The sequence below is a fragment of the Streptomyces aureocirculatus genome (assembly GCF_000720475.1).
Classification (GTDB): domain Bacteria; phylum Actinomycetota; class Actinomycetes; order Streptomycetales; family Streptomycetaceae; genus Streptomyces; species Streptomyces aureocirculatus.
On record NZ_JOAP01000004.1, the window covers coordinates 75,851 to 98,585 of the forward strand.

The 22,735-nt window shown below is 71.1% G+C and carries 14 protein-coding genes; 6 read left to right on the forward strand and 8 right to left on the reverse strand.

All coding sequences use genetic code 11. The features are described 5' to 3' along the window. Positions 1–90: 90 nt before the first annotated feature. Positions 91–1,227 (reverse strand): amidase domain-containing protein, encoded by a 1,137-nt coding sequence (locus IG78_RS0104750; protein ID WP_030559941.1) that lies wholly within the window; start codon positions 1,225–1,227, stop codon positions 91–93. Between the two features lie 423 nt (positions 1,228–1,650). Between IG78_RS0104750 and IG78_RS0104755 the strand changes: the two genes are divergently transcribed. Further along, positions 1,651–3,546, forward strand: a complete 1,896-nt coding sequence (locus IG78_RS0104755) for a transglycosylase domain-containing protein (RefSeq protein ID WP_225881983.1) — start codon at positions 1,651–1,653, stop codon at positions 3,544–3,546. Positions 3,547–3,604: 58 nt separating this feature from the next. On the opposite strand, the gene IG78_RS0104760 is transcribed toward IG78_RS0104755, so the two are convergent. Continuing rightward, positions 3,605–4,942, reverse strand: a complete 1,338-nt coding sequence (locus tag IG78_RS0104760) for a polysaccharide deacetylase family protein (protein WP_404827670.1) — start codon at positions 4,940–4,942, stop codon at positions 3,605–3,607. Between the two features lie 212 nt (positions 4,943–5,154). On the opposite strand from IG78_RS0104760, the gene IG78_RS0104765 reads away from it, so the two are divergent. Further along, positions 5,155–5,769 (forward strand): DUF6328 family protein, encoded by a 615-nt coding sequence (locus tag IG78_RS0104765; protein WP_030559944.1) that lies wholly within the window; start codon positions 5,155–5,157, stop codon positions 5,767–5,769. 104 nt (positions 5,770–5,873) lie between these two features. Here IG78_RS0104765 and IG78_RS0104770 read toward each other — a convergent pair whose 3' ends face one another. From IG78_RS0104770 to IG78_RS0104780, 3 genes are all read right to left on the reverse strand, one after another. Then, entirely contained in the window at positions 5,874–6,389 is a 516-nt protein-coding gene (locus IG78_RS0104770; RefSeq protein ID WP_030559945.1) for a lytic polysaccharide monooxygenase auxiliary activity family 9 protein, read from the reverse strand. 206 nt (positions 6,390–6,595) lie between these two features. Next, positions 6,596–7,330 carry a S1 family peptidase gene (locus IG78_RS0104775; RefSeq protein WP_030559946.1) on the reverse strand — a complete coding sequence of 245 codons (735 nt, stop codon included), beginning with the start codon at positions 7,328–7,330 and terminating at the stop codon, positions 6,596–6,598. Between the two features lie 280 nt (positions 7,331–7,610). Further along, positions 7,611–8,045 carry an SPW repeat protein gene (locus tag IG78_RS0104780; RefSeq protein ID WP_030559947.1) on the reverse strand — a complete coding sequence of 145 codons (435 nt, stop codon included), beginning with the start codon at positions 8,043–8,045 and terminating at the stop codon, positions 7,611–7,613. Between the two features lie 718 nt (positions 8,046–8,763). Between IG78_RS0104780 and IG78_RS0104790 the strand changes: the two genes are divergently transcribed. Beyond that, entirely contained in the window at positions 8,764–9,300 is a 537-nt protein-coding gene (locus IG78_RS0104790; RefSeq protein WP_030559948.1) for a nitroreductase family deazaflavin-dependent oxidoreductase, read from the forward strand. Here the strand turns inward: IG78_RS0104790 and IG78_RS43860 are convergent. The 3 genes from IG78_RS43860 to IG78_RS0104810 all read right to left on the reverse strand — a co-directional run bounded on the left by IG78_RS43860 (position 9,264) and on the right by IG78_RS0104810 (position 13,435). Next, positions 9,264–12,458, reverse strand: a complete 3,195-nt coding sequence (locus tag IG78_RS43860) for an ATP-binding protein (RefSeq protein WP_157855760.1) — start codon at positions 12,456–12,458, stop codon at positions 9,264–9,266. The two genes, IG78_RS0104790 and IG78_RS43860, sit on opposite strands and share 37 nt — an antisense overlap. 20 nt (positions 12,459–12,478) lie before the next feature. After that, positions 12,479–12,958 carry a hypothetical protein gene (locus IG78_RS0104805; protein WP_063760702.1) on the reverse strand — a complete coding sequence of 160 codons (480 nt, stop codon included), beginning with the start codon at positions 12,956–12,958 and terminating at the stop codon, positions 12,479–12,481. A gap of 192 nt (positions 12,959–13,150) precedes the next feature. Beyond that, positions 13,151–13,435 (reverse strand): hypothetical protein, encoded by a 285-nt coding sequence (locus IG78_RS0104810; RefSeq protein ID WP_030559952.1) that lies wholly within the window; start codon positions 13,433–13,435, stop codon positions 13,151–13,153. Between the two features lie 184 nt (positions 13,436–13,619). Between IG78_RS0104810 and IG78_RS0104815 the strand changes: the two genes are divergently transcribed. From IG78_RS0104815 to IG78_RS0104825, 3 genes are all read left to right on the forward strand, one after another. Continuing rightward, positions 13,620–14,786, forward strand: coding sequence for an alkaline phosphatase PhoX (locus tag IG78_RS0104815; RefSeq protein ID WP_030559953.1), 1,167 nt, complete (start codon positions 13,620–13,622; stop codon positions 14,784–14,786). A gap of 357 nt (positions 14,787–15,143) precedes the next feature. Next, positions 15,144–18,068, forward strand: a complete 2,925-nt coding sequence (locus IG78_RS0104820) for a S8 family serine peptidase (RefSeq protein WP_030559954.1) — start codon at positions 15,144–15,146, stop codon at positions 18,066–18,068. A gap of 1 nt (position 18,069) precedes the next feature. Then, positions 18,070–22,713, forward strand: a complete 4,644-nt coding sequence (locus IG78_RS0104825; protein WP_030559956.1) for a DUF6603 domain-containing protein — start codon at positions 18,070–18,072, stop codon at positions 22,711–22,713. Positions 22,714–22,735: the final 22 nt, after the last annotated feature.

Here is a 22,735-nt window from a genome sequence, read left to right on the forward strand (position 1 = left end):
CTCCCGCCGAGCCGAAGGCACTCCCCGGCCAGGCCGGAGGCCCTCCCCGGCCGGGTCGGTGGCCGGTGCGCGGAGAGGGCCTGAGGCCCGTCAGGTGCGGTAGGCGAAGTAGCGCGCGTTGGGGTAGGACGCGATGATGCTCGCGAGCGACCGCCGGTAGGTGTCGGTGGAGTGGTAGGTGAGGTACGGCATGCCGCGGCTGTTGCGGTAGGTCACCAGCATGGAGTGGTCCTTGGACCCGTTCTTGTCGAAGTCCATCTGCAGGACGTCACCGACGCCCAACTGGTAGACGTTCGTCAGGTTCGGGGCGCGCCGGTTGGAAAGGGTGAACCAGGCCCACTCGTTCGTACCGACCCAGGACGTGCTCTGGCGCGTGCCGTCGTGCCACCAGTTCCGGTAGTCGGACGCGGAGCCGGGAACGTGCTTCCAGCCCCCCGCCTTCAGCGCCTGGCTGAGGAAGTTGGTGCAGTCGCCGCCGGCCCCGTTGAACCGCGCGTAGGCCGGGTTGTAGTCGCGCCAGTACTTCTCCGCGTACCGCGCCATGGCGGAGTAGTTGTAGCTGCCGCCGGTCTTCTTGGGCGTCGGGCTTGTGGGGACCTTGGTGGAAGCCGGGGTGCCGTCCGGGTACTGCTTGCCGTCGTCCTTGACGGTCTTCGTCCCGGCCGTGAGCGGTTCGACGACCGCGACGGGCCCGGTGTCCCGGGAGGCGATCGAGGTGAGCTCCCAGTCGCCGCCCTTCGTGCCGGTGAGTTTCAGCTCCTGGCGCGTCGTGAAGGCGGTGGTACTGGGTTCGTCACCGCGCAGCTTCTTGTAGGTGAGTGTCGAGGACGCGGTGACCTGGACGGTCGCCGTCCTGCCGGCGATGGTGGCGCGGTCCACGACCACACGGGTGTCCGCGTCCGTGTAGGCCTCGCCGAGTCGCACCAACCTGGACTTGCGCGCCCGCAGCGACTGGAGCGCGGCGGCCTCGTCCTTCTTGAGCCGGTGGGACATGTGTGACGTGGAAGCGCCCGCGTCCGCGGCGCCGTGCCCCTGGACCAGGGCCTCGGCGCGCCGGGAAAGAACGTCTTCGGCGATACGGGCGAAGGTGTCGGCCGTCTCGCGGTCGGCCTTGCGCGGCTCAGTGGGGGCGGTGTCGGCGTGCGCGGAGTACGCGAGCGTGGAGCCGGACATCACAGCCACGGTCAGACCGGCGACGACGGCGGGTCTGCATCTCTTCGATATCACTCTGTTTCCTCTTTTGTTGCCCGGTCGACCAAGGCCGGGGGACGAAATCGTCGCACAACTCGGCCCTTTTGTAGATCCGTTCGGCCTGCACGGTTTGCGGTGACCGCCGGGAGACCGGGACCCTGCCCCGCCCTGTCCCACTTCACGTACCTCTAGGGTGTGCCCCAAAGGGCAGCGGAGGAGGCATGCGGGGTGGGTGGGAGGAACACGGACACAGGGGGGCAACCGAGTGGTCGGCGGGCGGCGTTCGGGGGCCGTGGTGGACCGACGGGGCGGCGCAGGAAGCCCGGACCGCGGCGCCGGGCCCGGTCCGGCGGTGGCACACCCGGAGGCATACCTGCCGCGCTCTCCGTGGTGCGCGGGCAACTGCGGCGCCTGCGTCCCGCGTACCCCCGCCCTGGCCGCAGCGGATGGCGGCGGTGGGTGCCCTCGTGGCGCCAGTCGCTTGGCGCCTTCCTGTACGTGGTCGTCGGTTTGACCGGCTTCGTCGCGATCGCCTACGCCACCACGGACATACCGGATGACCTCAACTCGTTCGCCACGCAACAGGACAACGTCTATTACTGGGCCGACGGCTCCGTCATGGCCCGCACCGGCTGGGTCATCCGGCAGGAGATACCCCTGGACAAGGTGCCGCCCAAGGTCCAGGGCGCCGTCCTCGCCGCCGAGAACGCCAGCTTCTACTCGGATGCCGGAGTCTCGCCGACGGGTGTCCTGCGTGCTGTGAGCGCCGCGGTGACCGGCGGGGAGACCCAGGGCGGGTCCACCATCACCCAGCAGTACGTGAAGAACGTCTATCTGAGCCAGGACCGCACCGTCTCCCGGAAGTTCACCGAACTCCTGCTCGCCGTGAAGCTGGACAACCGGACGAGCAAGGAGACGATCCTGCGGAACTACCTCAACACGAGCTGGTTCGGACGCGGCACCTACGGCATCCAGCGCGCCTCGCACGCGTACTACGGCAAGGACGTCTCCCGGCTCAACCCCAGCGAAGGCGCCTTCCTGGCCGCCCTCCTCAAGGGAGCGGGGCTCTACGACCCCTCCATCAGCAAGGCGAACCACAAGCGGGCCGTCGAACGGTGGAGCTGGATCCTGGACCGCATGGTCGAGACCGGTCACCTCACGCGCGCCGAACGCGCCACGTACACGAAGTTCCCTGAGCCCACGGGGCCGGGCTCCGGCGGCATTCCGGGCGCGCAGACCGGCTATCTGGTGGAGCTGGCGAAGCGGCACGCGATCAAGGCCGGGCACATCGAGGCCGCCGACTACGACCTCGGCGGCTACCAGATCCGCACGACCTTCGACCGCGCCCGCACGAAGGCCCTCACCGCCGCCGTCCACAAGGCGGAGAAGGACTTCGACGCCGAGCGGCGGCCCCGCACCGACAAGCACGCCAGGATCGGCGCGGCGTCCGTCGCCCGGGACGGCAGCCTGCTCGCCATGTACGGCGGCGCCGACTACCTGAAACAGGGCTTCAATCAGGCGAACGCGACGACCGTTCCCGTCGGCTCGGCGTTCACCCCGTTCGTCTACGCCGCCGCGCTCGACGAAGGCGTGCAGCGCACCCGCGGAGCGGCCCGTACGCCCGTCTCCCCCACCAGTGTGTACGACGGCAACAACCGGATCGCGGTGCGGACGCCGGAGGGCCCGTACTGGGACCGCAGCGGCAAAGTGGTGAAGGGCCGCAATGAGGGCGGCCGCGACTGGGGGCAGGTGACCCTGCGGCAGGCGGTCGCCAGCTCCGTCAACACGCCGATGCTCCAACTCGGCCTAGACGTCGGCCTCGACCGGGTGGAGTCGTACGCCCTGCGCGCGGGGCTGCTCGAATCGAGCCTCGGGGAGCGGATCCCGTCGTTCGCGATCGGGGAGAACTCGACACCCAGCGCCATCCGGATGGCCGGCGCGTACCAGACCTTCGCCGCCGGAGGCACGCACACCGAGCCGTACTCGGTGCGCTCGGTCACCCACGCCGGTGCCGCGGTGCCGCTCGACAAGCCGAAGCCCGCCCGGGCGGTGTCGCGGCGGACCGCCCTGGCGGTCACGGACGCCCTGCGGGCCACGATGACCGAGGGCTCGGCCGCAGCGGCCGGCGGGGCGCACCCCGGCGCCGTGGGAAAGACCGGGACGACCACCGCGAACACGGCGGGCTGGTTCGTGGGAGGCACCGAGGCCGAGACCACGGCCGTGGTCGTGTACCGCATGTCGCTGACCGACCTGGTGCCGCTGCCGTTGCGGGGCCTTGGCGGCGACTCCCCCGAAACCCCCGGCAGCGAGCGGGCGGTCGACCTGTGGGCCGACTACGTCGAGGCGGTGGAGTAGGCGGCATCCGGCGGCCCGCCGGCGCCGCCCGCCCGGTGGCCCGGACCCGGGCCGTGCGCTACTTGACGAGCGACTTCCAGTCCGGCGCCTGTGCCGGGTCGAGCAGGCGCAGTTGGGCCAGGACCTTCGGGTCCTGCACGTCGAGCCAGTCCGCCAGCTCCCTGAAGGACACACAGCGGACGCCCTCGCGCGGGCACACGTCCCGCATCACGTCCTCCACGGCGTCCATGTAGATGCCACCGTTCCAGTCCTCGAAGTGGTTGCCGATGAACATCGGCGCCCGGCTGCCGTTGTAGACGCGATGGAAGCCGTTCAGGTACGAGGCCCGGACCTGTTCCTTCCAGGCCGGGAACTTCGCCGGGTCGCCCTGGGTGCTCTCGCCGGACTGGTGGTAGAGGAAGTTGAAGTCCATGGAGAGGACTTGCACCTCTTTGCCCTGCAACGGCAGGAGCTGGAGGGGAAAATTCCATATGCCGTCCAGCTTGGACGGCCATATCTGGAAGTCCCCCGACGAGCTCGCGTCGTAGCGCCAGCCGAACGGCTTGATCGCGGTCAGCAGGTTCTTCTGCCCCTCTAGGCAGGGCGCGCGGCCACCGACGATCTCCCGGTCCGGGTCGAAGGGCAGCGGCGCTTCGCGGGTGAAACCGGTGTTGGTCTTCCAGTTCTTGATGAACGCGTACGTCTGGTTGATCTCGCTCTTCCACTCCTCGGGGCTCCAGTCCCCGCCGCCCTTGGAGCCGCAGAAGTGCCCGTTGAAGTGCGATCCGATCTCGTTGCCGTCCTTCCAGGCGCCGCGCAGTTGCTCGAGCGTGGTCTGCACGTGCGGGACGGTCGGGTACGAGATCGCGGCTGACCCCGGGTTGTGCTGCGGCGGGCGGTAGAGCTTCTTCTTGCTCTCCGGCAGCAGATAGATACCGGTGAGGAAGAAGGTCATATGGGCCTTGCTCTCCCTGGCCACCTTGCGGAAGTGGGAGAAGCGGCGGTCGTCGCCCTCCAGCGCGCCGTCCCAGGAGAAGACCACGAACTGGGGCGGCTTCTCCCCGGGCTTCAGCTTCCTCGGCTTCAACTGCCCGGCCTGCGGCCCCGTGTACGAGGTGGAGCCGTCACCAAGGACCCGGACCTTGCCGTCCCAGTCCTCCTCCTCGTCCTCCTTCGCGCGCTTCGCGGCACCCGCCCCCTCGGCGGCGTTGTGCAAGGCCGTGGGTGCCGCGCGCCGGGCGTCGCCGCCGCTTTCCGAGGAGTCCCCGAGGGTGAGCACGTACGCGGTAGTGGTCCCGCCCAGGACGAGCACGGCCGCGCCGACGCCCAGGCGCTTGCGCTTCTGCGCCTTCTCGCGCGCCTTGCGAGCGGCGCGGGACTCCGCCGGGCCTTGTGTGGTTCTGTCGGTGTCAACCACTGCGGTCCTACCCAGTGTTCATCGCAGCAGGGCCGCGCACGGATGGTTTGTATGAATATAGGACCAGGCGGAGTGCCGCCGGACTCCGGGTTGCGCACAGAACCGCTGCCGACGACCGTCATCCCGGCGTCGCAGCCGACCCTTGCGCGCCTCAGACCTGCATGGGGAGGCCCGTACGGGGCATCCGGTCTTCCTGCGACGGGGAGGATGCCATGACCATGACGGAGCGGACGGTCGAGCCGGCGGACAAGGACACCGCCGGGGGCCTGCGCCAGCACGCCCAGGGCTCGGAAGCCGAGGGCGCCAAGGGCACCGAGGGTGAGAGCGCCCGGGGTGCCGGGGGCGCCGAGGAGCCGGAAAGTGCGAGTGAGCGGGCCAATCGCCGGTGGCAAGAGATCCTGCAGGAGACGCGGGTCGCCCAGACAGGGGTGCAGATCCTCTTCGGGTTCCTGCTCAGTGTGGCCTTCACTCCCCTGTTCCGGGAGCTGGGCACGTTCGATCGCACTGTCTACGTCATCACCGTGGTTCTCGGCGCGGCCGCCACGGGGTCACTGATAGCGCCCGTCTCCCTGCACCGCTTCCTGTCCGGTCAGCGCATGAAGGAAGAAGTGGTGGAAACCGCCGGCCGCTTGATGATGTGCGGCATGGTCCTCCTCGCGCTGACCATCGGCTGCACGCTCCTGCTGATCCTGCGGATCGTCATCCCGGGCCCGCTCGCCGAAGCCCTCGCGGGCGGGGTGATGCTGTGGTTCGCCATCTGCTGGTACGCGCTGCCGCTGCACCTGCGGCGCCGGGCCGCTCAGCGCTCCGGGACCGAAGGTTCGTAGCGCCGCTGGAGATACTGCGTCCGCAGCGGCTCGGCTTCTTCTCGTGGCTCACGAAAAGGCGCCTGACCTGGGCCTTGCCCGTCAGGCGCCGTTCGCTCGATCCGTCAGCGGATATTGACGTCGATGCACGCGTAGAAGGCGTTGGCCGTGTCGCCGATGTTCCACACCGCGAGAACCTTGTGCCTGCCGGTGAAGTTGCCGAGGTTGACCTGGTGCGAGACGGTCGACGGCGGCTGCTGGTTGCCGCCGTCGACGGTGGCGACCTTGGTGCCGTCGACGAAGTACTCGTAGTTCAGCGTGCGGTGCCTCGCGGTGAACGTCCAGGTGAAGGTCTGCGTCCTGCTGACGTCGCTGACCTTCCACCCCTTGCTGTCGTTGTCGAGCTCCGCGAACCTGCCGTTGCCGCCGCTACAACTGCGCAGACCCTTGGGGCCCTCGACGCTCTGCGGTTCGTACTTGATGTCGCCGCACGGCACCGTGCGCGCGGCACACTGCGCCTGGCGGCTCGCAGGCGCGTTGACGTACCCGTGCGCACTGGCCGAACCGGTCGGCAGCGTGAGGGCGAGGACCGGTGCCAGTCCGGCACCGATCGCGGCGGCCATCTTCCGCTTCTTGTCCATGCGTACTCCTTCACGACGATGTTGCGTAGGGGGGACGTGAAGTGCTCGGAATAGTGGGGGGTGGGGGGAGAGTGACGTGGGGGGTGGGGTCGAGCCGAGGGGCCAGATGTTCACGACGGCCGATTAGTCTGGACCATAGACTTTGGCAGACCACGGTCAAGGGCGGTTTCGAGCCAACCCCACGGCGGCCCGGACGCGCACCAGGGCTATCGCCGGGTGACGGAACGGATCCAGGCGAGTTGCTTGGAGATCTTCCCGGCTTGGGCAATCTTCTCCCGGTCGGAGCCGTTGAAGACGCCGAGGAGGGTCTCGGTACCGCGGGGGCCGATGCTCATCACCGGGCCTCCGGAGTCGCCGCCGGCGGGAATCCCGGACACCCTCTTCATGCAGAAGTCCGGGCCGCCCTCCACGACGTAGCCCTTGCAGCCGGGAGTGTCCGGCGACACGACCCGCAGCTTCGACTGCTTGAGTACGCGGGACTGGCAGGCGCTCTCGTCCCCGGTGCAGGTGGCGCCCCACCCGTACTGCCGCACGGTCTGGCCGAGGCGCACCGGGGCCGTGGCCAGGCGGGCCGTCTGGACCTTCATGCGTGACACCTTGATGAGCATCATGTCGGCGTGCGCGCTACCGACGCGCTTGCCGGGCACCGGGCGGACCTTGGTGCCTTTTCGTACGTCGAGGTTGCCGACGCGGAACGAGATCCGTTTGTCGGCGACGGGCCGCGCCTGCTCGTAGAAGCAGTGCGAGGCGGTGATGATCCATCGGTTCGTGATCGCCGTTCCGGTGCACGCCGGCTTGCCGTCGACGAGCATGCGCACCGCCCACGGACCGTAGGTGCTCTTCGACCCACCGATGACGGCCGAGGCCGGGGCACTCGACATCACTGAGCCCGACACCAGCAGCAGGGCGGACAACAGCAGCACTTGGACTCGACGCACCATGCGGAACGATTCCTCTCATCGGGGTACGGACCTTCCAGGTGATGAGATACCTGGCTGGACAGAAAGGTTCCGTCGCAAGGCCTTACGAGTTGACGCGTGACCCCCTGCCGTCCTCGCAGCCCCCGCTGTTGGGCAACCCGTACCGGATGGCGGCGCACGCGCACACCCCACACGACCCCGCCCCCGCGGGCACAAGCCGCGGGGGCGGGGTCGTGTGGGGTGGTGGGCTTCTCACCGCCCGGGGGGTGGTACCTGCCTCTGTTCTCCTTGCTGTGCCGTTCTACCTGTGAGATGCGCCGGACGAGTCCTTGGCCCGGGCGGCCGCGCCTGCGGCCAGGGCGAGGAGGGTCGCCACGACACCGGTGATGACGTTGCTGACCACGGTCCTCGTGGTGCTCATGTCACCCGCTACGACCCAGGGCGCGACGATCGTCCAGACGCCGAGCGCACACGCGGCCCACGCCATGCCGTGCGTGCGGTCGTAGGCCCGGCCGAAGCCGCCGCTCATCAGGAGGGCGTAGGCGAGGCCGACGATCAGGTTGATGACCGACAGCCGCGTCAGGCCGTTGAAGCCCGCGATCCAGGGTGATGCGGCGAGGTAGAGACCGGTGAGGAAGGCCAGGGCGTCGACGGCCTGCACCTTGGGAGTGCTCGCCGCGCGCTCGGCGGCCTCGTGGCGGGCGCGCATGTCCACGATGTCGGGGTGCGTGTCCATGGCGGACGGTGCCCCGGACGGCGCCCCGGACATCGGGGCGTGGGCCCCTGACATGGAGGACGCGGATTCGGACGGGGACCTCGGGGACGTTGTCACTGCTGCCACCTCCAACTAGGCGGTTTCGGGTGTGAGCGGGGCCGGGTCGGGCGCGGCTCAGGCCGACGGTGCGGCGGGGGCGCACACGGCTTCAGTGACGTCGCTGTACGTCTCCCCCGCGCAGCCGTCGGCTGCTCTCGTGCGTCCCGCGCAGCAGGTCGCCTGGCCCTTCGGCCGGGATGTCGTCGTCGCTCACCTCCTCGCACGGAGTGGTCGCAACGTCGGCGGATGTGGCGGTTGTCGAGAGCCTCAGCGTGCCGCCGGGACCGCCGGACGTACGGAGACGGGGCGCCGTCGCTGGGGGGCTTCGGCGTCGGGGGCCGAACGGTGTCGATCAGGCCACAGGCCTCGTCGCAAGCGGGACGGGGCTCGGTGGGCTCTGTCGGCGCGTGCGGTCGGCCGCGCAGTATGTTCCTACCCGATCAGAATACGCGCCGAATCCGGGCGGCGCCTCGGGACGGGAGCACCACTGCGGGCCCGTGTCGCCGCCGGAGCGACACCTCGGCGGCGGTGGCGTCTCCACCGGCCCCGCGCATGACGCCCGCCACTGGTCGGGGCGCAGCCTCACCCCTACCGTTGAGCATCGGGACCGCTACTCCCCCGCGTCCTCGGGAAGGCGACGATGGCACACCGGGAAGGCACACCGCAGTTCTCACAGCCACCCACAGGGTGGCGCCGTACCCTGGCGCGGCTGCCGATCCGCATGTTCCGTGCCGGGCTCGGTCCGGTCTTCGGGAAGCGGCTGCTCCTGCTGAACCACACCGGGCGTGTGAGTGGCAGGCGCCGCCAGGTGGTCCTCGAAGTGGTCGCCCATGACTCCCGGCGCGGCACCTGGACCGTCGCGTCCGGCTTCGGCCCCGGGTCGCAGTGGTACCGGAATCTGCGTCGGGAACCGCACACGGTCATCCAGTACGGCAAGCGCCGCCATCGCGTCACCGCGAGCTTCCTGTCCCCCGACGAGGGGGCCGACGTCATGGCGCGCTACGAGTCCCGGCACCCCCTGGTGGCGCGCGTTCTGGGCGTCTTCACCGCGCTCCCCACCAGCGGCAGCGAGGAATCGTTCCGCGAGGCGGCACGGTCCATCCCGTTCGTACGTCTCGACGCCACGCGGAGGCCCGGGGATCAAGAAGAGCGCCCCGTGGCGGCCGCGGACGGGTAGACGCCTTCGACTCCGGTGTCGAGCGTGCGCTGCTTCCCTCCCGCGCCGACCACCAGTTTGAACGCGCCTCCGTCGGCCGTGCGTGTGACCCGCTTTCCGCCGCCGACGGCCATGATCCGGGAGGGTTCGTTCACCGAACGCTTCCAGGACTCGGCGCCCGGCGCGAGGGTGTAGCGGACCGGTGCGCGGCTGGTGTCGACGGAGCACGTCGCCGCCCCCGTGGCCCTCTTCTCCGCCCGGTAGACCACATGGGCCGTGCCGTCGGGGTCGAACCACGTTTCGTGGACACGCCACCCGGCGCCGGGGCCTCTCAGCGGATCAGTGGCTCCGGAGGCGATGTCTAGTGCCGCCATGGAGTAGCCGGCCTCTCCGCACGAGTTGTACGCGGGCTCCCCGGTGGGCGGGTCGATGACGGCCCTCTCACCGTCCGGACTCACGGCCCAGACTCCGCCCGCGTGGTCGAGCCGCGGGAGCTCCTCGACCTGCCGGGCCCGGGTGGGCGAGTCCAGCTCGAACAGGAGGGTCCGCTCCCCCACCGTGCCCACCCTGGACACGGCGTACGTGCGCAGGCGGGAGCCGTTCCAGGAGGTGAGGAGCGTGGTGTTGGGCGGTCCGTCGTGCGCAGGACCGACCGGGATCTCGGGCAGGTCCCTGTTCTTGGGCTCCTCGCCGTCGGCGGGATGGTGCCGGATGTCCATGCTGCCGGAGACGAGTTCCCCGTCCACGAAGGCGATCGTGCACGAGTAGCACGTCCACGAACGCTCGCTGCCGGTCTTGAGGTCGCGCAGCTTGATCGTCGTGTCGTCCGCGAAGTCCTCGGCGCCCGGGGTCCGCACTTCCGTCCACGCCACCTCGGTGGCGTTCTCGGACCACACGACCTGGCCGGGCCGCTGCCCGCCGCTCAGGGACGCGAGCACCTGCGGGCGACCGTCCGGCTCGGCGAGGACCTTGACGTGGGTGTTCGTCGTCCAGGCCAGCGGACGGAACGCGACGGTCGGAGCGGGAGAGTCCGTGAGTTCGGCGCACCGTCTCCGGGCACCTTCGTCCTCGGGGCTGGTCGTGGTGGCGCACACATGCCGCTCGCCCTCGGCGGTGACCGAGCAGGAGTCCGCCTGCGGGCCTTCGTCGCAGCCCCAGTAGACGAGACTGACCCCCTCGGGGAGGGGTTGGGCGGGGTCGACGGAGACCGGTCCGGACTCGCCCTTCTTGGACGTGACGACCCGGGTGCAGTCCGTCGCACCGCCCTTCACCACACAGCGGCCCTCGGGGTCGCCGGGCATCGTCGCCTCGAGGACCCGGGTCGCCACGGTGACCCTGACCGGCACGGTGTCCGCGTCCGCCTGCTGGCTGAGGACGACTCCGCCCGCGGTGACCGACGCGGCGAGGCCACCACCGATGACCACCTTGGCGGACATGGTCATTCCGGTTTTGGCCGCCAAGCCGGTCTTGGCGGCCACCCCGCCCTTCGTGGCCACCGCCATGGAGCCCGGGTCGAACGGCGGCGCCGAGGAGACGAGCTGCGACGTCATCTCGTGCCCGAGGTCCGCCGCGGGCCCCGGGTCCGCGGAGCCCTGCCCCCCGGAGGCCAGGGCGTCGGCGCCGGAGTCCGCCCCGGAGTCGGCGGGGTCGGGCTGCGTGCCACCGTCGTCCGAAGGACCGCCCGGGTTCCCCGCACCGCCCGGTTCCCCTGCACCGGCGGTATCACCTGCACCGGAGGTATCGCCTCCACCCCCGGGATCTCCCGCTCCGGAAGGTTCACCTCCGCACGCGCGCGCCGCGTCATCCGCTGCGGCCGCGTCCTCCCCACTACCGAGCTCACGCCAGTACGCGGCGGCCGCGGCAAAGGCGGCCCCCGCGAGCAGTCGCTTGCCGGTGACCAGTTTGCGTACGCCGTCCTCGTGCGTCAGGTAGGCCGCGATGTCCCGCAGACCCGCGCGTTCGGCGGCCTCGATGCCGCGTTCCAGGACCCGCCCCCAGGCTCCGGTACGCAGGGAACAGGCAAGGACGGGGGACGCCGCACGCGCGAGCCGGGCGGCCTCCTGCGGACGCCCGGCCGCGGCGGCCGCGTCGATCGCCGCCGTGAGGAGCGCGGCGTCCTGGGCCACGGCTGACGGCTCCGTGCCCGTCGCCGAGACCCACTGCGTCAGTCGTACGGCGAGTGCCGCAAGCTCCGGGGGCCCGGCCCTGAGAGCCGTGAGCTGCCGGCCTCCGATCTCCGGCGCGAGGCGATGGCCGTACTCGGTGGCCACGACGACGCCGCGGGCTGCGAGCCGGTCGCACACGGCGGGGAGTCCGGTGACACCGCCTAGGAGGACCGTGAGCAGGCGGGTGCTCACTCCGCCGTCACGGGCGACGGCGAGGATCTCGACGACGTCGCGCTCGGCACCCGACAGTGTCGCAAGGAGCTGAGGCAGCAAACCGTCGAGTTCGGCTGCGGCTCTCAGCCGGTCCGGCAACGCCGCCCGCAGGAGCGGCAGCGGTGCGCCCGCCGTAGCCCGCCACAGTTCTTCGGCGACCGGTTCCTCGGCGGCCGTCAGGGGGCGCCCGAGGCTCCGGGACATCAGCTCCAGGGCGTCCTGGTGGCCGAGGCCACCGAGCGCCAGTGCCCTTCCCCTGCCCAGCAGCGTGCGCCGCCCGCTCGCGCACAGCAGCACGGAGGACGGCAGCGCGTCGAGCACTCCGTCGAGGTCGGCTGCCCCGGTCTCCAGGTCGTCCAGGACGACATCCACGGTGACGCGGGCCATGAGGCGGCGCAGTTCCGTGGGCGCGGGCCGGTAGCCGGGGGCGTCGTAGCAGGCCTCGAAGACGTCCTGGAGGACGTCGCCGGTTTCGCGGCCCGCGGCGTCCACGAACAGCACCGGGCGGTCCTCGTCGGCGAGGCGGTGGGCGGTCAGGCGCAGCAGGGTGCTCTTACCGATGCCGGGCGGGCCGTGCACCTGCCAGGCGTCGTGGTCGGCGAGCCCCCGGACGATCTCTTCGAGTTCGCGCTCCCGCCCCACGGCGGTGCGCGGGCGCCGGGGCAGCAGCGTCACGTCCTCGCGTACGGCCGGGACCGGGCGCTGTGCCGCGTTGACCACCTGGACGTACGAGCGGTCGCCCGACACCACGATGTTGTTGTCGCCGATGGTGACGTGGCCCCGGACGTCGCTGATCTCCACGGACGTCACCGGTCCCGGCATCAGCCCTCGCCGGAGGTGGAAGACCCGAGACTCTGCATCAGCCCGTCGAATCCGGCGGCGGCCTCGTCGCCCGCCGCCTGCGCGAGGAGCGCGATCGTCGGGTGCAGCAGGAGTCCGGTGACGGTTTCCAGCATCTCGGGCAGCTTCTCGGCGAACCAGGCCCGCACCCGCCCCATGGCCCGTACGTCGGGTTCGTCGTCCGTGGCCGCCGCCTCCAGCTCTTCAAGGCGGTCCACGGCGGCGCCCTTCTCGCGCTCGCTCACACCGTCGAGGTCCTCGATCAACTGGCGTACGCCCGCGAACTCGCGGCGCAGCTCCGCCAGTTGGGCCTCCGTGACCTCGCTCGCCTGACCGGCCGTGGTTCCGATGCCGCCGACGACACGGTTGTTCCGGCCGACGGTCGTGTGTCCGGTGACGTTCCGGACCGTCACTCGGTACGTGCTGTCGTCCCTGTCCTGCGGGTCCCCATGACTGGCCATCCGACGTGCTCCCCCCCAAGGCGCGCTACAAATCCGCTCGGAGCGAGGCGGGCTGACGCCACGTCACGTCGCCCGCGACCGAGCGTGTTCCGAGGGTAGTGTTTCGGTCACACCTGCCGCAGGGATTCACCGGAGCCCGTCACCTCCGAAGTCCGCCGATCGTCACCCGCCCCGACCGGCGGACGCGCGAGCTCACCGGCACAGCGTCCGGCGTGCCGGCTTCCGGAGGGCGCAGGCCGGGGCGAGGCCTCCGCTCGCCTCCCTGCCCAGTTGCAGTGCCGCGTAGGAGCGGCACACCTCCAGCCGGCGTTTCCGGGTGCAGGGCACGAGCGCGGCCTCCAGTGCGGCGGCGATGTCGGCGGCCGACTGTGCCATGGCCTCCGCGGCCAGATGGATGTGTACGTCGCCGTGCACGCCTGTGTGCGCGGCCGATTCCTGTGTCACCCGCCGGTCCGAGATCTCCAGGACTTCGTCCACCAAGGTTCCCGAACCGTTCACTTGGTACCGGACCGAAGGCTTCCGCACCGAAGGGGCGCACCGATTGGCCGAGCAGAGTTGGCCGACCGGCCCCTGCTCCTTCCCGGCCGGGCCCCCTACGGTCCCTGTGACCAGTCGGCGACGCCCAACAAGTCATCACTCGCTCATCGGTGAAGGAGTACCTGTGGAACGTCGCAATCTTCTGCGTGGCGCGGTGATCGGCGCCTCCGCCGCCGTCTTCGGTGGCACGCTCATGCACGGCGCCGCCTACGCGGCCCCGGCCCAGAACGGCGCCAGCCCCTACGGTGGCCTGTCGGCCGCGGACGCCAACGGGATCATGCTGCCGTCCGGCTTCAGCAGCCGCGTCATCGCCCGCTCCGGCCAGCGGGTTCCCGGCACCTCGTACACCTGGCACGGCGCTCCTGACGGCGGCGCCTGTTTCGCCGACGGAACCGGCTGGATATACGTGTCCAACTCCGAGATAGCCACCGGTGGCGGTGCGAGCGCCGTCAAGTTCAACTCCTCGGGTGCCGTCACGGGTGCCTACCGCATCCTGTCCAGCACCCGGAACAACTGCGCGGGCGGCGCCACCCCCTGGAACACCTGGCTCTCCTGCGAGGAGGTCAGCCGCGGCTACGTCTACGAGACCGACCCGTGGGGCGCGAAGGCCGCCGTCCGCCGCAACGCGATGGGCCAGTTCAAGCACGAGGCGGCCGCCGCCGACCCGGTGCGCAAGGTGATCTACTTGACCGAGGACGAATCGGACGGCTGCTTCTACCGGTTCATCCCCACCACCTGGGGCGACCTCTCCTCCGGCACCCTCCAGGTACTGGTCGCGGGCACCGCCGCCTCCGGCTCCTTCACCTGGACCAACGTGCCCGATCCGGACGGCTCTCCCACCCACACCCGCGACCAGGTCTCCGGCGCCAAGATATTCAACGGCGGCGAGGGCTGCCACTACGCCACCGACACCGTCTGGTTCACCACCAAGGGCGACAACCGTGTCTGGAAGCTCAACCTGCGCTCCAACACCTACGAACTCGCCTACGACGACAACCTGGTCACCAACGGCACCGCGCCCCTGACCGGTGTCGACAACGTCACCGGCAGCTCCTCCGGCGACCTTTTCGTCGCCGAGGACGGCGGCAACATGGAAATCTGCATCCTCACCCCCGCCGACATCGTCGCCCCCTTCCTGCGGGTCACCGGCCAGTCCGGCTCCGAGATCACCGGTCCCGCCTTCTCCCCCGACGGCAAGCGGCTGTACTTCTCCAGCCAGCGCGGCACGTCCGGCTCTTCATCGGGCGGCATCACCTACGAGGTCACAGGCCCCTTCCGCACCTCCGCCTGAGCCCCCTCAGCGCGGACGGTCACACCGCCGGCGCGGCCGTCCGCGACAGGGGGGAGGCATGGCATCACTCCCTGCGACAGCAAGGTGGCATCAATCCCTCAAGAAGGTGGAACAATTCACAGCGGCTGAAACTTTTCGGTGCATGACGCCGGTATTCGCATGGGAGTTCTGGGCACACCAGTTCCCGTACGCCTGGGTGACAAGTGTTCAGATATGGCTTGGGTGCCGGACATTGACAGTTGACTTCGCCGCCCACCATTCTGAGCAACGGCCACCGGGAAATGCCGTGACGCGACCGAACGCCGCATTTCGCGCGCCTCCCGCCGAGAAACCGTCAGGCAGGGATGGGAGTGCCGGATGGCACACGCCAAACTCGACGTGGAACTCGCCGCGCGCACCCAGGCCCTGAAAGGCGCGTCCTTCCGTGACACGGAGGACGAGCGCATCAGACGCGGCGAGCACATCAAGGTGCTGCTGCGGTACGAAGGCAGTCTCGCGGCCCTCGAAGCGGCCGGTTTCTGCCCGCACATCCACACGGCGCGGGGCGCGATGGGCACCGTCGCGGTCGGTGACCTGGAGCGCCTCGCCGATGTTCCGGGCGTCGTGTCGATCGTGAGCGACCGTGCGGCCCGGCCTCTGGCAGGGGTGAGGACGCCTCCGGCCGCTCCGCTCCCCGCGGCGGAGCCCGGGAGTCCCGGGGTGCCGGGCCTCGACGCCGCCACGGCACTTCCGCCGCTGCCCGCCGGTTATACGGGCCAGGGCGTGGTCGTCGGCATCATCGACACCGGCGTCGACATCTTCCACCCGGCCTTCCTCAAACCGGGAACCGGAACGGGCGGAGTCCCCCCGCAGACCCGCATCGTCTCGCTGTTCGACGTGACTTTGCGCCAAACCATCACGGTGACGGGGAATCCGACCGGCGGGGATATCGTCTTCATGTGGGAGGCACCCGGAAATCCGGACGAGAGAACCGCGCCGCTCCTCCTGCCGCTGCAAGCACCCACCCTCCAGACCGCTCTAGAGGCCTTCGCCGCCATCGACGCCGGTGATGTCCAGGTGACGGGCGGCCCCCTGCCCGCCCAGCCCTTGGTCATCGATTTCACCGGCAACTACGACGGCTCGCGCATCGAGAGCGAGACGATCCAAGAGATCCGGCACAGCGCCGCGCTGGTGGACGGAACCGACCCGAAGGTCGTGGTCACCCGCGGCCGGGTGTTCACCGAGGCCGAGATCAACACCGCGCTGCAGGCAGCGACACGCCCCCCGTTCCCCTCCCGGGACACCCGCAAGCACGGCACCGAGGTCGCCAGCGTCGCCGCGGGGTCCGGCACGATCGACGGAGGCTGCTGTGTCGCCGACCGGCCCCTGGGCATCGCACCCCAGGCCGACCTGGTCGTCGTCCACACGAACCTGACCTACTCGCAGGACATCCAAGCAGTGAAGTACATCTTCGGCCAGCCGTGGCTCGCCCCCGGGGTGCCGAGGAAGTGTGCCGTGGTGAACATGAGCTTCGCCGGCACCGAGACCGCCCACGACGGGACCGACCCGTTCGAGGTGCTGCTTGACGACCTGCTCGCCGGCTCGACACGGCGGTCGATCGTGGCCGCTGCGGGCAACGAGGGCGACTTCCACACCTTCGCCACCCCGGCTGAGCCACTGGTCATCCCCAAGGCGCAGCCGAGCGGCGGTCTGCACACGCTCGGCCGGGCCCCCGCACGGGGTCCCGTGGCACTGCAGAAGCGCTTCGCCGTCGAGTTCGCCGACCTCGAGGAGAACGATCTGCACCTGTGGTACTCGGGGCCGGGGGTACTGCGGGTGAATCTGGTGCCGCCGCCGAACCTCACCGGGACGAGAGCCCTGCCCGCCCCGCTCGACCCGGACCCGAACAACAGCGCGGCGAGCCACCGGGCGCCCCTCGGGCCTCCCGGGGACAGCGCCCACGAGCACACGATCCGATGGAACTACCGGCTCACCACGGAGCCGCACGACAAGCGGCACCTCACGCTGACCGTCGTGCCGCCGCCGCACGGCCATATCGCCATCGGCACCTGGACGCTCACGCTGCAGGAGACAGCCGGGTTCGAGACCGCCTTCGACATCTGGTCCCTCAAGACCTCGGGGGGCGACCCGCCCGCCCGCTTCCTCCGCGGCGACCAGGACCGGACCCGCACCATCGGCACCCCCGCGGCGGGCGTGCACGTCCTCACGGTCGGGGCGTACCACCCCGACGACAACTCGCTCGCGCCCTTCTCCAGCCGCGGCCCCACCACCGACCTCCGGCTCAAGCCCGAGGTGTGCGCGCCCGGCATGAAGATCACCGCGGCGCTGAGCGGCGCACGGGCGCCCGCGTCGTACACGGTCACCCAGGGCACCAGCATCGCCGCTCCCTACGTCGCCGGGGTCGTCGCGCTGATGTTCCAGGCGAACGGGAACACCGACCACGACACGATCGTCGGCACACTCGTCGAGACCTGCGACAAACCACCGCCGCCGCGCAGCCTGGACGACGGCTGGGGCGCGGGCCGAGTACATCCCGAGCGGGCTGTCAACGCCATCAGGGGCAGGCTGCGTGCGGACGAACCGGTGGGCGAGAGCGGGTTGCACGACGAGCCGCCGCTGGAAAGCAGGTTGCGCGACGGCGAGCCGGTGGTCGGGGGCGAGCTGCACGGCGACGAGCCGGTGGTCAGGGGCGAGCTGCACGGCGACGAGCCGGTGGTCAGGGGCGAGCTGCGCGGCGACGAGCCGGTGGTGCTGCCGCCAGCCGCCTACCCCGCGGCCAGGCTCCCCACGGCCGTGCGGCTGCGGCAGGTGCGCGAACGGGCCGAGCGCAGTGCGGCGGGGCGGCTCGCCGTCCGGCTGATCGCCGCGCACCACGACGAGGTGCGCCGGCTCGCCGCCGAGGACCGGCGGGTCCTGGTGGCCTGGCATCGCGCGCACGGGCCGCTCGTCCTGCGCAGACTGCTCCTGAGCGACCTCGATCCGGACGTACCGCTGCCGCGGAGTCTCGGCGGCGGACCGCTTGCGGACGGGCTCGCCCGGCTCCTCGACGCGTTGGAGAGCGCGGGCAGCCCGGCTCTGAGGGCGGATGTCTCCGCCTACCGGGACTTCGCCCTCGCCCTTCCCGGGGCCCGGCTCTCCCAGCTCGACACGGCGTCGTACGAGAGCGGCGGCGAGGCTTCCCCTTCCGTGCCGGGCAACCCCGTGACGGACAGCCCAGTACCCGGCAGCCCCGCCACGGACACCTCCGTGACCGACACCCCCGCGACGGACGAGGTGAGCTGACATGGCCGCAGCCGGCACGGTGGAACTCGTCGCCCGGGAGATCGCGCAGGCCCTGACCCCGCTGGCACAGCGTCTGGAGCCCGCGCGCAGGGACGACTTCTTCGAAGAGCTCGGCTTCTGGCTGCCGGGCGGCTTCGGCCCGGCGGCGGAGGCTGCCGGGCGCCTCGCCCTCCAGGCAGGAGGCCTCCCGGCAATCGTCGTACGCCTGAGCGACGCCATCCGTAACGACAAGCCCGTCCTCATCGTCCAGGAGGGCACCGCCCTGCTGGGCGCGCTCCAAGAAGTACTCTCCGCGATCTCCGCCCTGGAGCCCGCACTCGACGCGGCGGTCACCGGCTCGGGCGGCCTCACCGACGCCCAGCGGGCGCGGCTGCGCACCGAAGTGAAGCAGTTGCCCAAACGCCTGCTCGACCACAGCCTCATCACCTATCTGGAGGGCAGGAGCGGTGCCGTGGTCGAGGCGCTCACCCTCATCGGCATCATCGACGACCTGCCTCCGATGATCGACCCGCAGGACCCCACGGTCCTGCCGGTACGCAGGCGGATCCTGCACTTCGACCGGCTCCTGACCGTCTTCACCGACCCGGGTGAACTGCTGCGCGAGGTCTTCGACTTCGGCTCCCCGGCCTTCGACGGCACCAAGCTGTTCCGCGTCGTCGCGGAGCACCTCATCAAGCACGGACGCACCTTCCACTACACAGGACCACCGAAGGCACCGCCCGGCACGCCGCCCACCCTGGATCTCTATCTGGCGCGGCTGAGCGTCCTGCAAGGCCCGTCGGGACCCGCGCTCAGCGGCCTGCTCGACGTGCTGGCGGGCGAGAAGCTCACCCGTACCGTGGCGCTCGGCTCGCTGTGGACGTTCACGTTCGACGCCGAGGCCCGGCTCTCCCCCGGCGTGGAGGCGCGCCTCGTACCGCCCCTCACCGTCGAACTGCGGCCCGGCGCGCCCCTGTTCCTGAGCGCGTCGGCCGGTCTTGAGGCCCGGCGGGCGGACGGCAGGCCGATGCTGCTGCTCGGGCAGACCAAGGGCTCCCGGCTTGAGATCGGGCGGTTCGCCGCCGCGCTCGGCCTGAGCGCGCAGGCGGGCCCCGGCGGCAGCACCACCGTGGAACCGTCCGCCCGGATCGAGATCGACGGCGGGCACCTGCTCATCGACCTCTCGTCGGGCGACGGATTCATCTCCACCATCACCGGCGGCGTGAAGATCGAGTCGGCTTTCGCGCTGCGCGCCCTGTGGGCGCCCTCGACGGGTCTGCAACTCCAGGGCAGCGGTTCCCTCGACCTGGCGCTGCCCGTGCACCTCGAACTCGGCCCCGTCGAGATCACCACGCTCTACCTCAGCGCCGGCCTGCGCGAGGGCGGCGCGCTGCCCCTGGAGGTCTCCGGCGCCTTCACCACCGAGCTCGGCCCGGTCAAGGCCACCGTCGACCGGGTCGGCGTCATCGCCACCGCCCGCTTCCGCGACGACGGCGGCGGCAACCTCGGCCCCCTCGACCTCGGCTTCGCCTTCAAGCCGCCGAGCGGGGTCGGACTCTCCGTCGACGCGGGTGTGATCTCCGGCGGCGGCTATCTGTACGCCGACCCCGAGCGGGGTGAGTACGCCGGTGCCCTGGAGCTGGAGTTCGCGGGTCTCGTCGAGCTCAAGGCCATCGGCCTCATCAGTACCCGGCTGCCCGACAAGCCGGACGGCTTCTCGCTGCTCATCGTCATCACCACCGAGTTCGGCACCGGCATCCAGCTCGGCTACGGCTTCACGCTCCTTGCCGTCGGCGGTCTGATCGGCCTCAACCGCTCCATGAACCTCACCGCGCTCGCGGAGGGGGTGCGCACCGGGCGCGTGGAGTCGGTCATGTTCCCCGACGACGTGGTCGCGAACGCTCCCCGCATCCTGAGCGATCTGCGGGCCTTCTTCCCTCCCGAGGACGGCACGTTCCTCATCGGGCCGATGGCGAAGATCGGCTGGGGCACGCCCGCGCTCATCACCGTCTCCCTCGGCGTCATCATCGAGATCCCCGGCAACATCGCCGTGCTCGGGGTGCTGATCTGCGCCCTGCCCAACAAGGAGCTGCCTCTGCTGCTCCTGCAGGTCAACTTCATCGGCGCGTTCGAGTTCGACAAGTCACGCGTGTGGTTCTACGCGGAGCTCTTCGACTCCCGCATCCTCACCATGACGCTCGACGGCGGCATGGGGCTCCTTGTCGCCTGGGGTGACAACCCCGACCTGGTGCTCACGGTCGGCGGCTTCCACCCCGCCTTCACTCCGCCGCCGCTGCCTTTCCCCGTACCCGACCGGCTGTCGATCGACATCCTCAACAGCCCCGGGCGACTCATCCGCGTGTCCGGCTACTTCGCCGTCACCAGCAACACCGTCCAGTTCGGTGCCCGCGCGGAACTGCGGCTGATGTTCGCGGGCTTCGGCATCGAGGGGCACCTCGCCTTCGACGCCCTGTTCCGGTTCTCGCCGTTCGCGTTCGTCATCAGCATCTCGGCGGGCGTCAGCCTCAAGGCGTTCGGCGTCGGCCTGTTCAGCATCGACCTGCGTTTCCAGCTCGAAGGGCCCTCCCCCTGGCGGGCGCACGGGCGGGGCTCGATCTCGCTGCTGTTCTTCGAGATCTCCGCCGACTTCGACATCACCTGGGGCGAGGAGCACCACACCACGCTCCCCCCGGTCGAGGTCCTGCCCATCCTCGAACGCGAACTCGGCAAGACCGAGGGCTGGCAGACCCGGCTGCCCACCGGCGGCGCCGACCCGCTGGTGACCCTGCGCACGCCTCCCGGCACCGATCTCGTCCTGCACCCCCTCGGCACCCTGTTCGTGCGCCAGCGCTCGCTGCCCCTCGGCGTGCGGATCGACCGCGTCGGCGCGCAGCGCCCCAGCGACACCAGACGCCTGACCGTCGAACCGCACCGCGACAGCGGGCTCGTCAAGCTCTCCACGCCCGACGAGAAGTTCGCCATGGCCCAGTTCCAGGACATGGACGACGCGGCCAAGCTGTCCAAGCCCGCCTACGAGGACCAGGACGCCGGGCTCGAACTGACCGCGGACAAGGGCGCGTTCGTCTCGGTACGGGCCGTGCGCCGCAGCGCCCGCTACGAGCTGCACATCATCGACAACCGCCCCACCGACGACGGCACCCCTGCGGCCCTCGCGGCCACTCCCGCCACCCCGGCGAGCGGCCCCCGCCGCTTCCAGGACGTCGGCACCGCAGTCTTCCGCCGTCTGCTCGATGGCAGCAGCACCAGCCGCTCCCCGCTCTCGCAGCGACAGGCGCGCGCCAAGCAGCCCTTCGCGGCCGAGGACACCGTACAGATCACGGGGCAGCGGTTCGTCGTGGCGCAGGTGCGCAACAACCTGCAGGCGTTCGCGCCCACCGCGGGCACCACGCAGGGCACGACCACCTTCCGCAGCCGCGCCACCGCCGAGGACGCGCTCGCCTACTGGGTGGAGGCGGACCCGCGCCTGGCCGGGAGGCTCCACGTCATCCCGGAGTCGGACGCCGCGGGGCCGCTGCCCGCACCGGGCGGCTGGACGGCGTGCGGGCCCCTGTCCGCGCCGCGCGCCGACATCGACCCGGTGCTCCTTGCGGGCGGCGGCATCCTCGTCGCCGGAGGCAGCGGAAGCACGGGGGCCGCCCTCGCCACCACCGAGGTGTTCGACCCGGTCCGGGCCGTGTGGACGCCCGTACGGAACCTGGCCACGGCCCGCACCCTGCACACCGTCACCCTCCTTCCCGACGGCCGGGTCCTGGTGGCAGGGGGCCGGGGCGCGGACGGCAGGCCGCTCGCGTCCGCCGAGATCCACGATCCGGTCGCCGGCACCTGGACCGCCGCCAAGTCCCTGGTCACCGCGCGCCACTCGCACACCGCGACCCTGCTGCCCACCGGCACGGTGCTCGTCACCGGAGGTCTCGGCGCCCGCGGCGATGGCGAGCACGCGCTCGCGTCGGCCGAACTCCTCGACCCGCGGGCCGCCGTGCCCACAGGAGCCGCGGACAGCACCTGGACGGCGACCCGCACGCCGATGGCCGACGCCCGCTACGGCCACCGGGCCGTGGTCCTGCGGGACCGCCGTGTCCTGATCGTCGCCGGGGCCCTGGCCACGGGGGGCGCGCCCGCCCCGCTGGCGTACTGCGAGTTCTACGACCCGGGCCGGGACCTCTGGAGCGCGGCGCCGACGCTCGCCACACCGCGTGCCGGTCACGAGGCCACACTGCTCGCCGACGGCTCCGTCCTGGTCACCGGCGGCGAGCCGACCGGCGTTCCCGCCGCAGGCCGCTTCTCGGCCGGCGCCCTCACCGCCACCGAACGCTTCACCCCCGCCAGCAACTGGGAGCCCGCCGCACCCCTGCCCGACGGCAGGACCGGGCACCGGGCCGTCCTGCTGCGGGACGACCGGGTCCTGGTCCTCGGCGGCGCCGGAAGCCCGCACCCCACCACCGGGTACCGGGGCGCCCTCGTACGGGACGCCACCACCGGCGCCTGGAGCCACACGGGCGCGCTCGTCACCGGACGGCACTCCTTCGCCGCCGCCCTGCTCGCCGACGGCCGTGTCCTCGCCTGCGGCGGCGTCGTCCGCTCCGGCCCCGCGACCCCCGACGGCGCCGACGTCCGCACCGCCGCCACCGAGATCTTCACCCCGTGACCAGGGGCACCCAAGAAAGGGA

Excerpts from the sequence above, each read along its gene's own strand:
- IG78_RS0104770 (WP_030559945.1), bottom strand. The coding sequence starts at position 6,389 with ATGGACAAGAAGCGGAAGATGGCCGCCGCGATCGGTGCCGGACTGGCA.
- IG78_RS0104790 (WP_030559948.1), top strand. The coding sequence starts at position 8,764 with ATGGCACACCGGGAAGGCACACCGCAGTTCTCACAGCCACCCACAGGG.
- IG78_RS0104780 (WP_030559947.1), bottom strand. The coding sequence starts at position 8,045 with ATGGACACGCACCCCGACATCGTGGACATGCGCGCCCGCCACGAGGCC.
- IG78_RS0104825 (WP_030559956.1), top strand. The coding sequence starts at position 18,070 with ATGGCCGCAGCCGGCACGGTGGAACTCGTCGCCCGGGAGATCGCGCAG.
- IG78_RS0104805 (WP_063760702.1), bottom strand. The coding sequence starts at position 12,958 with ATGGCCAGTCATGGGGACCCGCAGGACAGGGACGACAGCACGTACCGA.
- IG78_RS0104765 (WP_030559944.1), top strand. The coding sequence starts at position 5,155 with ATGACCATGACGGAGCGGACGGTCGAGCCGGCGGACAAGGACACCGCC.
- IG78_RS0104820 (WP_030559954.1), top strand. The coding sequence starts at position 15,144 with ATGGCACACGCCAAACTCGACGTGGAACTCGCCGCGCGCACCCAGGCC.
- IG78_RS0104775 (WP_030559946.1), bottom strand. The coding sequence starts at position 7,330 with ATGGTGCGTCGAGTCCAAGTGCTGCTGTTGTCCGCCCTGCTGCTGGTG.